This is a genomic window from Streptomyces neyagawaensis, from assembly GCF_023516595.1.
GTDB classification, from domain to species: Bacteria; Actinomycetota; Actinomycetes; order Streptomycetales; family Streptomycetaceae; genus Streptomyces; species Streptomyces neyagawaensis.
Genome location: NZ_JAMGBG010000032.1, coordinates 40456 through 54331, shown reverse-complemented (window position 1 = coordinate 54331; position 13876 = coordinate 40456). Strand labels below are relative to the sequence as shown.

General features: G+C 71.3%; 15 protein-coding genes. 5 read left to right on the top strand and 10 right to left on the bottom strand.

Annotated elements, in window-relative coordinates:
- Positions 1–87: 87 nt before the first annotated feature.
- Positions 88–1356, bottom strand: a complete 1269-nt coding sequence (locus tag M8J73_RS16255; RefSeq protein ID WP_055540934.1) for an MFS transporter — start codon at positions 1354–1356, stop codon at positions 88–90.
- Positions 1357–1419: 63 nt separating this feature from the next.
- On the opposite strand from M8J73_RS16255, the gene M8J73_RS16250 reads away from it, so the two are divergent.
- Entirely contained in the window at positions 1420–2382 is a 963-nt protein-coding gene (locus M8J73_RS16250) for a LysR family transcriptional regulator (RefSeq protein WP_206187961.1), read from the top strand.
- An 89-nt stretch (positions 2383–2471) separates the two neighbouring features.
- On the opposite strand, the gene M8J73_RS16245 is transcribed toward M8J73_RS16250, so the two are convergent.
- A complete protein-coding gene (locus M8J73_RS16245; protein WP_055540932.1) occupies positions 2472–3242 on the bottom strand; it encodes a prolyl oligopeptidase family serine peptidase in 771 nt (256 codons plus the stop codon).
- A 113-nt stretch (positions 3243–3355) separates the two neighbouring features.
- Here M8J73_RS16245 and M8J73_RS16240 point away from each other — a divergent pair, with 113 nt between their 5' ends.
- Together M8J73_RS16240 and M8J73_RS16235 are read left to right on the top strand one after the other, a co-directional pair.
- The gene (locus tag M8J73_RS16240; protein WP_055540931.1) at positions 3356–4516 is read left to right on the top strand and encodes an adenosine deaminase; all 1161 of its coding nucleotides are present in this window, start codon (positions 3356–3358) and stop codon (positions 4514–4516) included.
- Between the two features lie 139 nt (positions 4517–4655).
- On the top strand, positions 4656–5024 hold the full coding sequence (locus tag M8J73_RS16235) for a hypothetical protein (protein WP_055540930.1): 369 nt from the start codon (positions 4656–4658) through the stop codon (positions 5022–5024).
- 77 nt (positions 5025–5101) lie between these two features.
- Here M8J73_RS16235 and M8J73_RS16230 read toward each other — a convergent pair whose 3' ends face one another.
- The 5 genes from M8J73_RS16230 to afsQ1 form a co-directional block, all read right to left on the bottom strand.
- A complete protein-coding gene (locus tag M8J73_RS16230; protein WP_055515954.1) occupies positions 5102–5302 on the bottom strand; it encodes a PspC domain-containing protein in 201 nt (66 codons plus the stop codon).
- 126 nt (positions 5303–5428) lie between these two features.
- The gene (locus tag M8J73_RS16225; RefSeq protein ID WP_055540929.1) at positions 5429–5980 is read right to left on the bottom strand and encodes a VanZ family protein; all 552 of its coding nucleotides are present in this window, start codon (positions 5978–5980) and stop codon (positions 5429–5431) included.
- Positions 5981–6064: 84 nt separating this feature from the next.
- Positions 6065–6709, bottom strand: a complete 645-nt coding sequence (locus tag M8J73_RS16220; protein ID WP_055540928.1) for a hypothetical protein — start codon at positions 6707–6709, stop codon at positions 6065–6067.
- A gap of 41 nt (positions 6710–6750) precedes the next feature.
- Positions 6751–8343 carry an ATP-binding protein gene (locus tag M8J73_RS16215; protein ID WP_055540927.1) on the bottom strand — a complete coding sequence of 531 codons (1593 nt, stop codon included), beginning with the start codon at positions 8341–8343 and terminating at the stop codon, positions 6751–6753.
- Positions 8340–9017 carry a two-component system response regulator AfsQ1 gene (afsQ1, locus tag M8J73_RS16210; RefSeq protein ID WP_055515961.1) on the bottom strand — a complete coding sequence of 226 codons (678 nt, stop codon included), beginning with the start codon at positions 9015–9017 and terminating at the stop codon, positions 8340–8342. The genes M8J73_RS16215 and afsQ1 overlap by 4 nt, the downstream gene beginning before the upstream one ends.
- 276 nt (positions 9018–9293) lie before the next feature.
- On the opposite strand from afsQ1, the gene M8J73_RS16205 reads away from it, so the two are divergent.
- A complete protein-coding gene (locus M8J73_RS16205; protein ID WP_249828750.1) occupies positions 9294–10052 on the top strand; it encodes a SigE family RNA polymerase sigma factor in 759 nt (252 codons plus the stop codon).
- Between the two features lie 244 nt (positions 10053–10296).
- Here M8J73_RS16205 and M8J73_RS16200 read toward each other — a convergent pair whose 3' ends face one another.
- Positions 10297–10926: a uridine kinase family protein gene (locus M8J73_RS16200; protein WP_055524324.1), complete on the bottom strand. Its 630-nt coding sequence runs from the start codon at positions 10924–10926 to the stop codon at positions 10297–10299.
- 172 nt (positions 10927–11098) lie between these two features.
- On the opposite strand from M8J73_RS16200, the gene M8J73_RS16195 reads away from it, so the two are divergent.
- On the top strand, positions 11099–11449 hold the full coding sequence (locus M8J73_RS16195) for a hypothetical protein (RefSeq protein ID WP_055540529.1): 351 nt from the start codon (positions 11099–11101) through the stop codon (positions 11447–11449).
- A 96-nt stretch (positions 11450–11545) separates the two neighbouring features.
- Here the strand turns inward: M8J73_RS16195 and M8J73_RS16190 are convergent, their stop codons facing one another.
- Positions 11546–12433, bottom strand: a complete 888-nt coding sequence (locus tag M8J73_RS16190) for an aldehyde dehydrogenase family protein (protein WP_055540530.1) — start codon at positions 12431–12433, stop codon at positions 11546–11548.
- Positions 12426–13862, bottom strand: coding sequence for an aldehyde dehydrogenase family protein (locus M8J73_RS16185; protein WP_055540532.1), 1437 nt, complete (start codon positions 13860–13862; stop codon positions 12426–12428). Before M8J73_RS16185 ends, M8J73_RS16190 begins: the two co-directional genes overlap by 8 nt.
- Positions 13863–13876: the final 14 nt, after the last annotated feature.

The window sequence follows — 13876 nt, the reverse complement described above, 5'->3', positions numbered from 1 at the left end:
GAAGCTACCGCAGCCCACTGACAATGGCCCCCGGAGCGGAAGAAGGGCCAGGTCAGCGGGCTGGGGTGGAACGGGGTGGAGGGAGTGTCAGACGGTGGCGAGCCTCCGCTGCACACGAGCCGCACGCGACCCCACCACGGTGATCGCCACGACCCCCAGCACGGCCAGCAGGCCCATGGACACGGTGCCGAGCCAGCCGCCCGCGTGGAACGCCATCGCGCCGAGCGTGCTGCCCGCGCTGGACCCCACGTAGTAGGCCGACTGGTACAGCGCGGACGCCTGCGCCCGCCCCTCCTTCGCCGTGTGGCTGACCGCCGACGACGCCACCGCGTGCCCGGCGAAGAACCCGGCGGTGATCAGCACCAGCCCGATCAGCACCAGCGGCAGCGAACCGGACAGCGAGACCAGCAGACCGGCGGTCGTCGTACCGCCCGCCAGGTACAGCGCGCCCCGCCGCCCCAGCCGTGCCACCAGCTTCCCGGCGGTGGAGGCGGACACCGTGCCGACCAGGTACACGAGGAAGATCGACCCGATGACACCCTGCGGCAGCGAGAACGGGGCGTCGGTCAGCCGGTAGCCGATGACCGTGTAGACGGCGCCGAAGACGGTCATGAAGAGCGCGCCGATGGCGTACAGCCGCCGCAGCAGCGGGTCGCCGAGGTGCGAACGGACCGTACGGGCCAGGACCGCCGGCCGCAGCGAGCCCGCCACGAAGTGCCTCGGCGCGGGCAGCAGCAGACGGAAGGCGACCGCGCACCCCACCGCGATCAGGCCGAGCACACCGAGCGCGACCCGCCAGCCCCACTCCTGCGCGACCCAGCCGGTCACGACCCGTCCGCTCATGCCGCCGACGCTGTTGCCGGCGACGAACAGACCGATCGCGGTGACGAGGGCCTTGGGGCGGACCTCCTCGGCGAGATAGGCGGTCGCCGAGGCCGGCACCCCGGCCAGCGCCGCACCCTGCACCGCGCGCAGCACCACCAGCGCGCCCAGCGAGGGCGCGAAGGGGATCAGCAGCCCGACCGTGACCGCGACCGCCAGCGACGCGGTCATCACCGCGCGCCGCCCGAACCGCTCCGACAGCGCGCTCATCGGCAGCACGAACAGCGCCAGCGCACCGGTCGCCGCCGAGACCGTCCAGCTCGCCGCGCTCGCCGTGCCCCCGAAGTCGGTCGAGATCAACGGCAGCAGGGCCTGCGTGGAGTAGAGGAGGGCGAAGGTGGCGACTCCCGCGAGGAACAGCGCCAGGCTCATCCGGCGGTAGCCGGGACCTCCCGGCGCCACACGGGAATCGACGGGGATGCTGACTGATCCGGCGCCCACCCTGGTGGACGCCTCGGTACTGGCGGAAGGCATGTTTCGAAACTACGTACGCCGTTACTCATCCGTCCAATGCATGGAACCCTCATAATCGTTCCTGTGAAGCATCAGCAAAGGTCAGAGCCGCGGCTGTCACTGTCCGGTGACACAGAAGACATCGAGGACATCGTCCTGCGGCTCGCCCCCCGTCTCGCCTACTTCGCCGGTGTCGCCCGCACCGAGCACGTCACGCGGGCCGCGCAGGAGATGCAGGTCCCGCAGTCGACCCTGTCGAGGGCCATGGTCCGGCTCGAACAGGACCTGGGCGTCGACCTGTTCGCCCGCCGCGGCCGCACGGTGTCCCTCACGCACGCCGGCCGCACGTTCCACGCCTCCGTGGAACGTGCCCTCGCCGAGATCGAGCGGGCCGCCGACGAGGTCCGCGCCGACGCCGACCCGGCCACCGGCAAGGTCGCCTTCGGCTTCCTGCACACCATGGGAGCCGAGACCGTCCCCGGCCTCCTCCATGCCTTCCGCGCCGAGCACCCCCGCGTCCGCTTCAGCCTCGTCCAGAACTACGGCGAGGCCATGATCGAACGTCTGCGCGCGGGCGAACTCGACCTCTGCCTCACCTCGCCCGTCCCGGACGCCCCCGACCTGGTCGCCCGCCGCCTCGACGAGCAGAAGCTCCGCCTCGTCGTTCCCGCCGACCACCGCCTCGCCGCCCGCAAACGCGTCCGCCTCGCCGAGGCCGCCGACGAAATGTTCGTCACCCTCGAACCCGGTTACGGCATGCGCCGCATCGCCGACGACCTCTGCAAACAGGCGGGCTTCAAACCGCGTATCGCGTTCGAGGGCGAGGAGGCCGAGACACTGCGCGGCCTCGTCGCCGCCGGCCTGGGCGTCGCCCTGCTGCCCCCGCCGGCCGTCCCGAGGCCGGGTGTCGTGGAACTGACGGTCACCGCACCGCGGGCGGCCCGGGAGATCGGCGTGGCCTGGCTGGCCGGCCACCCGGACACACCGCCGGTGGCCGCCTTCAAGAAGTTCCTGCTGTCGAGGAAGGGCCGCCTCCTGCACGACTGATCGTGTCCGCGAGAACAGCGCGGCCCCGGCGCGGAGCCAGGGGGCCTGCGCGGACGCCCCCGGCGCTCGCCGCAGGCGGGTCGCGTCCCTCAGCCGCTCCACCGGGAGCGGGCCGCTCCGAAGCCGGAGGCGAGCGGCATCCGCAGGCCCAGCGGCGGCGGCGCGGCGAGCGCGTCCTCCACGGGGCGCGCGAACGCCCGGCCGAACAGCACGCCCATCACGAAGTCCGAGGCCAGGGCGTGCACCTCCTCGCGGTACTGCGTCAGCCCGTGCCGGTCCGCGTGCACCTCGAACCGGCAGATGTCGGGGTTCGTCTTCTTCGCGCGCGCGGCGAACCGGAAGGACAGCTCGGGGTCGACCCGTTCGTCGTTCGTGCCGTGCACGATCAGCACCCGCCGCCCCGCGAGCTGTTTCACCGGTTCGGGCGTCGCCGCCGCGTCCTCCTCGGGCAGCCAGGGGGCGATCGCCAGTACGGAGTTGACGGCGTCGTGCCCCCCGGCGTGCAGCGCGGCGCGCGCCCCCATGTGCAGCCCCACCAGGCACACCGGCACGTCCCCGTACCGCCGGACCACCTCGTCCGCGGCCCACTCGGCGTCCCGTGCGAGCCGCGCCTCCGTGCCGTTCCAGCCGCGGTGGCGGTAGTGCACGACATGGGCCGCCAGGCCCTCGTCGCGCCCCGCGCGGACCAGCCGTCGCCCCAGGGCGCGCACGGAGGCGGTGGCGACCATGGGGGAGGGTCTGCGGGGGGAAGCCTCGTCGCCGGCCGGGAGAAGCAGGACCACCGCGCCGACCGTGCTGGGCTCCGGGCCGAACGTCCGCCCAAGTCGGGGCGTCCGTACCGGCATTGCTTGCTGCGCCATGACAGAACAGTGTCAGAAGAGACGGTGTACGCCACCCGTCCTGCGGGTCACCGTTGCGTATCGACGCCACCTCCCGACAGGTGCTCTACGCGCGTAGGCGATATGGTGCGAAAATGACGAACCAGACTGACCGGACCGGAACCACCCCGGACTCGGACCAGATCCGCCGGGCGCCCAAGGTTCTGCTGCACGACCACCTCGACGGCGGGCTCCGCCCCGGCACCGTCGTCGAACTCGCCGACGCCGCGGGCTGCACCTCCCGGCTGCCGGAGACCGACCCCGACCGGCTCGGCGTCTGGTTCCGCGAGGCCGCCGACTCCGGTTCCCTGGAGCGGTACTTGGAGACCTTCTCCCACACCGTCGGCGTCATGCAGACCCGTGACGCGCTCGTCCGGGTCGCCGCCGAGTGCGCCGAGGACCTCGCCGAGGACGGGGTCGTCTACGCCGAGGTCCGCTACGCCCCCGAGCAGCATCTCGACGGCGGCCTCAGCCTCGAAGAGGTCGTCGAGGCCGTCAACGAGGGCTTCCGCCAGGGCGAGCGCCGAGCCAGGGAGGCAGGGCGCCGCATCCGTGTCGGTGCCCTGCTCACCGCCATGCGGCACGCCGCCCGCGCCCTGGAGATCGCGGAACTCGCCAACCGCTACCGCGATCTCGGCGTCGTCGGCTTCGACATCGCCGGCGCGGAGGCCGGCTACCCGCCCACCCGGCACCTCGACGCCTTCGAGTACCTCAAGCGCGAGAACAACCACTTCACCATCCATGCCGGGGAGGCCTTCGGGCTGCCCTCCATCTGGCAGGCGTTGCAGTGGTGCGGCGCGGACCGGCTCGGCCACGGCGTCCGCATCATCGACGACATCCAGGTCCACGAGGACGGCTCGGTGAAGCTCGGCCGGCTCGCCTCCTACGTCCGCGACAAGCGGATCCCGCTGGAACTGTGCCCCAGCTCCAACCTCCAGACGGGGGCGGCCCGTTCGTACGCCGAGCACCCCATCGGGCTGCTGCGGCGGCTGCACTTCCGCGCCACGGTCAACACCGACAACCGGCTGATGTCCCACACCAGCATGAGCCGTGAATTCGAGTACCTGGTCGAGGCTTTCGGTTACACGCTCGACGACATGCAGTGGTTCTCGGTCAATGCTATGAAGTCAGCATTCATTCCTTTCGATGAACGACTGGCCATGATCAATGATGTGATCAAGCCCGGATATGCCGAGTTGAAATCCGAATGGCTGTTCCGTCAAACGGTCTCCACCAGCGGTTCTGTCGACGAATAGCGTCAAACAATCGATTCCGGGAGCGGCCGCGTGAAGGGCGACGCGGCCGCTTGTCGATGTTTGCCACCGGCGGGACTTTGGTGTTTACGTTTCGGGACCGCTCACCACCCGTCGAACGCATTCCAAGGACGCATTCAACATGAAGCAGTCTGCTGCCAAGACCCTCGGTGTCGCCGCCCTCGGTGCCGCCATCGCCGCTGCGGGCGCGAGCGCCGCGAACGCTGCCCCGAGCATGCCGGCCGCTCCCGACGCCTCCCAGGCCGTGGGCACCGTCACCCAGTCGCTGCCCGTGGAGAAGGTGTCGAAGGCGCTGCCGGCTCCCGGCGGAGCCGTCACCCAGGGGCAGCGTGCGCTCGGCGCGGGTCTGGAGTCGATGCAGCCCGCCACCGCTAACGTCCTCGCCGAGGGGCCGACCGCCCCCGCCGGTGGCCTGCTGGGCGGCCTCCCCGCCGGCAAGCCCCTGCCCACCAAAGGCCTCGGCGTGAACGGCCTGCCCCTCGGCGCCTGAGCGGACCGCTCCCCTCGTACACCGATGGGGCGCACCCCGCGAGGGTGCGCCCCATCGGCGTGGTCAGCGGAGGTGCGTCACCATGCCGTGCGGGCCTTTCCCTCGGACGGGAACAGGATCCACAGGGCTATGTAGAGCAGGAACTGCGGGCCCGGAAGCAGGCACGACGCGAGGAACAGCACACGCATCGTGGTCGCGGAGGTGCCGAAGCGCCGTGCCAGCGCTGCGCACACTCCGCCGATCATCCGGCCTTCCGCGGGGCGGGCAAGGCGGCTCATGAGGGGCTCCTTCGTCAGCGTAGGACGTCGGCCGCGGGCCGACGGTGGGGGCGGGGCCTCCTGATGGCCGCCACTCTCTTTTCCACACCATCGACGCTACGGTGACGAAGGGGACGAAGCGTCCCTCTACGGAGCCATCCCGACCCTGGGAATCGTCGGGGTCCGACCCTGAGAATGCTCCTCACGGCGGTGGTCCGTCCGCACCCGGCTGTCCGCCCTGCGACGGAGCGCGGCCCTGGCCGCCGGGACGACGGCGACATGGGCGAGGCCCACACCGACCGCGTTCAGCAGGATGGAGTCGATGTCCACGACCTGGCCCGGCACCCCGGTCTGCAACAGCTCGACGGCCAGCGACAGCAGCGCCCCGGCCGCGACCGACCGGGCCAGCGAGGCGACCGGCGACACCGACAGCCGGCCGTGCACCAGCGGCAGCAGCACACCGAGCGGTGCCAGCAGCGCGAGCCCCTCACCGATCTGCAGGGCGGCCTCCGGCCAGCCCAGCGCCAGATCCGCTCTGATCCCCGCGAAGGGCCGCATGTTGGTCGGGCTCACCCAGGTGACGTCCAGCGGACGCAGCGTGATCCAGGCAACGACCGCGAGATGTGCGGCGAGGAGGACACCCCCCGCCGCACGAACACGGACCGCGGCACTACCGCCGCTCGTACCTTGACGCTGCACGCCCCCCAAGACGCGCCCTCCGGCGCGAACGGTTCCGCTCGATTTTTCCGGCGGCCCCGTGCGGCCCCGGAGCGGCGTCGGGCGTCAGGAACCCGAGACCTCCGTCGAGGGCGGTATCCCCGCCCCCGGATCCGACTGGACGTCCGCGGTGCACTCGTACCGGCGCAGCGCGTCGGCGCTGGTGCTGCCCAGGACGACCGAGCCGTTGTCGCCGGTCGCCGCCGTGTCCGCGAAGGTGCACACGATCTGCGCGAGGGCGTACTTGGGCAGGCCGTCGGGGGCGGTGGACAGCCGCAGCGTGTCGTCGGGGTCACCCGGGCGGGGGCCGGTCACCGTGATGCCGGGCGGCACCGCCGTGCGGTAGCCGGCCTCGTCCTCCACGCCCGACGGTGTCTCGCCGAGGGCCTTCAGGAGCCCTTGGGCGACGACCACGCGCCGCTTCGCCTCGTCCGTGCCGTCGGCGACCCGCACCGAACGGTCGACCCGGACGAGCGCCCCGGAGCAGAGCAGGAACACCTCGACGGGCATCCCGGACGGGCCGGCCTGCGTCGCGAGGTCCGTCACCGACGACGAGCAGGGCACCATCGACGGCGCGGGACCGAAGTCCGTCGGCACCTGGGTCGCCCGGATGCCGCAGCCCGCCAGCAGCCCGGTGAGCACCCCGCCCGCGGCCAGGATCCGTACGCCCCGCACCCGCGTGGCCCGCCCCTGTGGCTCTCGCGTCCGCATCCGCCGTACCCGTGTGTCTCTCGCCGGCACCTCTCGTATCGTCACTGCCCGTCCCCCTCGGTGTCCTGCGTGCCGCCGTCGCCCTGGTCCCCGTCGCGTTCCCCCGCGATCAGCGGGGCGGCGTCCCTGGGCAGGCGGAGGGTGAAGACCGCGCCGCCCTCGGGGGAGTTGGCGGCGGTGATCGAGCCGCCGTGGATGTGGGCGTTCACCAGGGCGATGGACAGGCCGAGGCCGCTGCCCTCGGAGCGCGGACGGGAGGCGCTCGCCTTGTAGAAGCGGTCGAACACGTGCGGAAGGACGTCCTCGGGGATGCCGGGCCCGTGGTCCCGCACCTCGATCAGCAGGTCCTCGCCCTCTTCTCGCACCGAGACCCGCACCGGTGAACCGCCGTGCTTGAGGGCGTTGCCGATGAGGTTGGCGAGGATCACGTCCAGGCGGCGCGGGTCGAGGTTGGCCATGATGCCGCGCTCGGCGTCCAGGTCCACCGCGTCCAGCCAGGCGCGGGCGTCGATACAGGCGGTGATCTGGTCGGCGATGTCCACGTCGTCGAGGACCAGCCGGGCCGTGCCCGCGTCGAAGCGGGTCACCTCCATCAGGTTCTCGACGAGGTCGTTGAGCCGCCGGGTCTCGCTCACCACGAGCCGTACGGCGGGTTCGATCATCGGGTCGACGCTGCCGGTCTCCGCGTCCAGCTCCTCCTCCAGCACCTCCGTGACGGCGGTGATCGCCGTCAGCGGTGTCCGGAGTTCGTGCGACATGTCGGCGACGAAGCGGCGGGACGCCTCCTCGCGGGCGCTCATGTCGTCGACCTTCTTCTCCAGGGACTCCGCCGCGAGGTTGAAGGTCCGTGAGAGGTCGGCCAGTTCGTCCGTGCCGGAGACACGCAGCCGGGTGTCGAGCTGGCCCTCGCCGAGCCGCCGGGCGGCCACCCCGAGGCGCTGCACCGGCTTCAGCACGGTCGTCGCGGCGGCCTGCGCGAGCAGCGCCGAGCCGATCAGCGACAGACCCGTCGCGATCCCCAGCGACCAGGCCAGCGAGTTGAGGTCCTCGGCCTCCTTCTCCAGCGACTTGCGCATGTAGGCGGTCGGACCGCCGCCGATCATCTTCGCGCCGCCCACCAGATACGGGGTGTCGCCGTCGATGACCCGCTGCCAGTACACGTGGTACGGGTGCTGGTTCCCGGAGGTGATCTTCTGCCGCTTGTCGACGGCCTTCTGCAGGGACGCGGGCACGTCGTCGAGGGAGAACCCGTTCAGCGCGTTGTCGGTCGAGGAACCGGACACCGTCCTGCCCTCCGGGTCCTCGTCGATGAGGAGCACCCCGAAGCGATCACCGCCGTCGGCCATCTTGCGCGCGGCGATCCGCAGTTGGTCCTGGGAGGGGTTCGGGCGGAGCGTGCTCACATGGCTCTGCAGCTCACGCTCGAAGTCGTTCAGCGCCGCGTCCTGCGCCCGGCTCTGCACGGCCTCCCGGTTGAGCCAGTACGCGATACCGGAGGCCGACACGGCGGCCGTGAGCGCCACCAGCCCGAACACCACCACCAGCCGCAGCCGAAGGCTGGTGAAACGAATCCGGGACTGGACCTTCGTACGCGTCGCGGACCAGCCGCGAATCCCCCCTCGCGCCTTCGTCACTGAGGAACGTCCAGCCGGTAGCCCACACCACGGACCGTACGGATCAGGGTCGGCGACGACGGAACGTCCTCGACCTTCGCGCGCAGCCGCTGGACGCACGCGTCGACCAGCCGGGAGTCGCCCAGGTAGTCGTGCTCCCACACCAGGCGCAGCAACTGCTGCCGGGACAGGGCCTGTCCGGGGCGCCGGCTCAGCTCCAGCAGCAGCCGCAGCTCGGTCGGCGTCAGCTGGAGGTCCTCGCCGTTCTTCGTCACGGTCATGGCCGCGCGGTCGATGACGAGGCTGCCGAAGGTCGCCGCGTCATTGGCCTCGCGCTCACCGCGCCGCAGCACCGCGCGGATACGGGCGTCCAGCACCCGCCCCTGCACGGGCTTGACCACATAGTCGTCCGCACCGGACTCCAGACCCACCACGACGTCGATGTCGTCGCTGCGGGCGGTCAGCAGGATGATCGGCAGCTGGTCGGTGCGCCGGATACGACGGCACACCTCGAAGCCGTCGATGCCGGGCAGCATCACGTCCAAAACGATCAGATCCGGCCGCTGTTCGCGCAGCAGCTTGAGACCATCCTCGCCGGTGGCGGCGGTGGCGACACGGTGCCCCTGGCGCGTCAGTGAGAGCTCCAGGGCCGTGCGGATGGCGTCGTCGTCCTCGATCAGCAACAGGGAAGGCACGGGCTCATTCTGGCCCATGGCATGGCCACGAATCGACCGTTGAAGCGCTCCCACGCGACACCCGCACACGATCGTGCCGTTCGCGTAGCCATGCGACTCTTCTCTGTGAGCGCGCTGTGTCTTTCCTGGGGCCGACCCCTGTGACAGGTCTGTGACAGTCGGCGGACACGGCCATGAAAGTGGCCGGGCAATCTTTTCGGCACAGGCAAGAAGCACCGCGGCGGTCGAGCGCCGAAGCGGGGTGAGAGACCGGAACTCCACGACGGGGGGCGCGAGATGAACACGCTGCACAGCACCAGCACTAGCGCAGTTGTCACGCGTCTCCACGACGTCATCCGGAACACGGAGAAGTCCGGTGCCGTGAGCGGGCGGGGGTGCGCTCGCGGTACCGGGCGTCAGCACACCACGTACATGTCGGTGGTTGACGCACATGTGGGGGGAAGCGCCACGGGGGTGGCCCACGGGGGAACGGGGGCCGCGTACGGGGAGGGCACGGGGGAGCGCCGTTCTGTGTCGGAGGCGGAGTTCACCGCCTACGTCCAGGAGCGTCGTGCCTCCCTGTACGCAACCGCCTACCACTTGACCGGTGACCGCTTCGAGGCCGAGGACCTCCTCCAGAGCGCCCTCTTCTCGACGTACAAGGCGTGGGACCGGATCAGTGACAAGGCCGCGGTCGGGGGCTACCTCCGCCGCACCATGACCAACCTGCACATCAGCGCGTGGCGCCGCCGCAAGCTGAACGAGTACCCGACCGAGGAACTGCCGGAGACCGCCGGCGACACGGACGCGATGCGCGGCACCGAACTGCGCGCCGTCCTGTGGCAGGCGCTCGCCCGGCTCCCCGAACTCCAGCGGACGATGCTGGTCCTCCGTTACTACGAGGGCCGCACCGACCCGGAGATCGCGGAGATCCTCGACATCAGTGTCGGCACGGTGAAGTCCAGCATCTGGCGGTCCCTGCGCCGCCTGCGCGAGGACGAGGTCCTCAGCTTCGGCCGTGACGAGGAGGAGTCCTTCGGGGAGCTTGTCGCCTGAAGGTCTGGGGGGAGCAGGGAAAGCGGGGGGAAGCACGGGGGATCACGGGGGATCCGGGGGAGTTCGCGGTGGCGCGGGGGAGCGCCGCCGCGACAACCGGGGGGAATCGGGGAAAACCGACGGGACCACGGGGGGCACGGGTCACGACGGGGGACAACGGGGGAAGCGGGACTGGAGGGCCGGGGGGTCCGTCCAGTCCCGCTTTTTCATGTCGCGTTCGTGCAGCGGGGCCGGGTCCCGTTGCCTAGGCCGGGGTCTGCGCGCGGCGGCCCGCCGCGGCTGACGCCAGCCGTCCGAGGGCCTCGTCCTTGTCGCAGGCGTGGGCGCCCAACTCCGTCTGCCGGGCCACGATCGAGCGCTCCAGACGCATCAGCCGCCAGCCGCGCCGCAGCAGGAAGGGCACCGACTTGCGGCCCTCCCGCAGATCGCGCAGGAAGCGGCGGCGGAACGTCGTCACCGGGCCCCGGGTCAGGCACAGCGCGTCCGCGAGGACGCCGAGTTCGCGGCAGCGTCCCACGATCTCCGCGGCGAAGATGCCCTCGGCGATGAACAGCGGGGTCCGCTCGATGCTCAGGGACTCCCAGCCGGTGCGCGCGCTGAGCGAGATGTCGTACGCCGGGACGGTCGTACGGCTCGTGCGGCACAGCTCCTCGATCGCCGCGACCGCGGCGTCCGCGTCCCAGGACAGCGGATGGTCCCAGTCGATGTCCGTGCTGCCCTCCACCAGCGGCAGCGTCGGGTCGTCGCCCTCCTTGTAGAAGTCGTCGAGCCGCAGCACGGGCAGGCCGGAGCGGGCGGCGAGGAGGGATTTGCCTGAGCCGGACGGACCGGACAGCAGGACGACCCGGGTCGGTATCGGGGGATGCGAACTCACGAGAGTCCAGTGTGAGGCATCGCGCGGCTCCCGCCGAGTCGGCGGTCGCCCTTGGAGCGCACATCACACCTCAACTACCGTATGTGCCTTCATGCTTACTTTCCGCAGTGGAAAGTGACCACGCTGATGGCTCGACACTCCGGCCCCCCAGTCCCCCTTCGCCCGGCGCGCGTTGCTCGCCGTCACGACCGCAGGCGTCGCACTCGGCGCGGGCGCCGGTACGGCTGCCGCGGCGGACGGCGCCGCCCCCGTCGTCGACGTGCTGCGCACCCGGCCCACCTCGCTCGGCTCCGTGGACCCCCAGGCGCTGACCGGCACCGTCGGGCCCGTCACCGGCCCGGTCGCCGGCCTCAAGCCCAACCCCCTCGCCGGTACGGGCGTCGACCCGCTCGACAACGGCGTGGGCACCCAGCTCGCCGACTTCCAGGCCGTCAGGTCGACGGCCCTGACCGGCCCGGTGGCGCAGGCGCCGTCGATCGGGAGCATCCCCGTGGTGGGGCAGGTGCTGGGCGGCCTGCGCTGAGCCCAGCCCCCTGCGACGGGACGCGGGAAACCGCGCGGCCGGCCCGTGGACGACCCCTGTCGTCCACGGGCCGGCCCGCGCCTGCTCCGGCGTGCGTCAGTACGAGGAACCCGACGCGCCCAGCGACCCCGTGGGGTGCCAGACCGTCTTCGTCTCCAGGAACGCCGTCATGCGGTCGATGCCCGGCGTCGCCGACCAGTCGTCCACAGGCTGTGGACGCAGCACCCGCTTCAGGTTGTCGGCCGCGGCGATCTCCAGCTCCTTGGCGAGGACGTCGTCCGCGCCGGCCAGGTCGATCGCGTTGACGTCCTGGTGCGCGGCGAGTGGCGTCGCGATCTCCGCCGTACGGCCGGACAGGACGTTCACGACACCGCCGGGCACATCGGACGTGGCCAGGACCTCGGCCAGCGACAGCGCCGGGAGCGGGGCCCTCTCGGAGGCGACCACGACGGCCGTGTTGCCCGTGGCGATCACGGGGGCGACCACCGAGACCAGGCCCAGGAACGACGACTCCTGCGGGGCGAGGACGGCGACCACACCGGTCGGCTCGGGGGAGGAGAGGTTGAAGTACGGGCCCGCCACCGGGTTCCCGCCGCCCACCACCTGGGCGATCTTGTCCGTCCAGCCCGCGTACCAGACCCAGCGGTCGATCGTCGCCTCCACCTGGGCGGCGGCCTTCGACTTCGACAGGCCCTCGGCGTCGGCGACCTCGTGGACGAACTGGCTCTTGCGGCCCTCCAGCATCTCCGCGACCCGGTACAGGACCTGGCCCCGGTTGTACGCCGTCGCGCCGGACCAGGCGCCGAACGCCTTGCGGGCGGCGACCACCGCGTCACGGGCGTCCTTGCGGGAGGAGAGCGGCGCGTTGGCCAGCCACTTGCCCTTTGCGTCGGTCACCTCGTACACCCGGCCGCTCTCGGAACGCGGGAACTTCCCGCCGACGTACAGCTTGTAGGTCTTGAACACACTGAGACGATCAGACATCGAGGTACGCCTCCAGGCCGTGGCGGCCGCCCTCGCGGCCGAAGCCCGACTCCTTGTAGCCGCCGAACGGCGAGGTCGGGTCGAACTTGTTGAACGTGTTGGACCAGACGACGCCCGCGCGGAGCTTGTTCGCCACGGCCAGGATCCGGGAGCCCTTCTCGGTCCAGATGCCCGCCGAGAGCCCGTACTGGGTGTTGTTGGCCTTGGCGACGGCCTCGTCCGGCGTGCGGAAGGTCAGCACCGACAGCACCGGGCCGAAGATCTCGTCGCGGGCGATCGTGTGCGCCTGCGTGACGTTCGTGAACAGCGTCGGCGCGAACCAGTAGCCCGCCGACGGCAGTTCGCACGCCGGGGACCAGCGCTCGGCGCCCTCCGACTCGCCCTGCTCGACGAGCGAGGTGATCCGGGTCAGCTGCTCCTCGGAGTTGATCGCCCCGATGTCCGTGTTCTTGTCGAGCGGGTCGCCGAGGCGGAGCGTCGACAGCCGGCGCTTGAGGGAGTCCAGCAGCTCGTCCTGGATCGACTCCTGGACGAGGAGGCGGGAGCCCGCGCAGCAGACCTGGCCCTGGTTGAAGAAGATGCCGCTCACGATGCCCTCGACGGCCTGGTCGATCGGGGCGTCGTCGAAGACGATGTTCGCGCCCTTGCCGCCCAGCTCCAGGGTGAGCTTCTTGCGGGTGCCGGCGACCGTCTTCGCGATCTCCTTGCCGACGGCAGTGGAGCCGGTGAAGGCCACCTTGTTGACGTCGGGGTGCGCGACCAGGGCCGCGCCCGTGTCGCCGTACCCGGGGAGGATGTTGACGACGCCCTTGGGCAGGCCCGCCTGGCGGCAGATGTCCGCGAAGAACAGCGCCGTCAGCGGCGTCGTCTCGGCCGGCTTGAGGACGACCGTGTTGCCGGTGGCCAGGGCCGGGGCGATCTTCCACGCCAGCATCAGCAGCGGGAAGTTCCACGGGATGACCTGGCCCGCGACGCCCAGCGGCCGGGGGTTCGCGCCGAAGCCGGCGTGGTCGAGCTTGTCGGCCCAGCCCGCGTAGTAGAAGAAGTGCGCGGCGACCAGGGGCAGGTCGGCGTCGCGGGTCTCCTTGATCGGCTTGCCGTTGTCCAGCGTCTCCAGGACCGCCAGCTCACGGCTGCGCTCCTGGATGATGCGGGCGATGCGGAAGAGGTACTTCGCGCGCTCCGAGCCGGGCAGCGCCGACCACTTCTCGAACGCCTTGCGGGCCGCCTGCACGGCGCGGTCGACATCGGCCTCGCCGGCCCGGGCGATCTCGGAGAGGACCTCCTCGGAGGCGGGGCTGACGGTCTTGAAGACCTTGCCGTCGGCCGCCTCCGTGAACTCGCCGTCGATGAACAGGCCGTACGAGGGCGCGATGTCGACGATCGCGCGGGACTCGGGGGCCGGGGCGTACTCGAATACGGGTGACATCTTTTCCATGGTCA

What these genes read in the sequence shown, in the direction of transcription:
- M8J73_RS16205 (WP_249828750.1), top strand. Translation starts at nt 9,294, where the DNA reads ATGAACACGCTGCACAGCACCAGCACTAGCGCAGTTGTCACGCGTCTC.
- M8J73_RS16190 (WP_055540530.1), bottom strand. Translation starts at nt 12,433, where the DNA reads ATGTCTGATCGTCTCAGTGTGTTCAAGACCTACAAGCTGTACGTCGGC.
- M8J73_RS16240 (WP_055540931.1), top strand. Translation starts at nt 3,356, where the DNA reads ATGACGAACCAGACTGACCGGACCGGAACCACCCCGGACTCGGACCAG.
- M8J73_RS16185 (WP_055540532.1), bottom strand. Translation starts at nt 13,862, where the DNA reads ATGTCACCCGTATTCGAGTACGCCCCGGCCCCCGAGTCCCGCGCGATC.
- M8J73_RS16245 (WP_055540932.1), bottom strand. Translation starts at nt 3,242, where the DNA reads ATGGCGCAGCAAGCAATGCCGGTACGGACGCCCCGACTTGGGCGGACG.
- M8J73_RS16230 (WP_055515954.1), bottom strand. Translation starts at nt 5,302, where the DNA reads ATGAGCCGCCTTGCCCGCCCCGCGGAAGGCCGGATGATCGGCGGAGTG.
- M8J73_RS16235 (WP_055540930.1), top strand. Translation starts at nt 4,656, where the DNA reads ATGAAGCAGTCTGCTGCCAAGACCCTCGGTGTCGCCGCCCTCGGTGCC.
- M8J73_RS16220 (WP_055540928.1), bottom strand. Translation starts at nt 6,709, where the DNA reads ATGCGGACGCGAGAGCCACAGGGGCGGGCCACGCGGGTGCGGGGCGTA.
- M8J73_RS16255 (WP_055540934.1), bottom strand. Translation starts at nt 1,356, where the DNA reads ATGCCTTCCGCCAGTACCGAGGCGTCCACCAGGGTGGGCGCCGGATCA.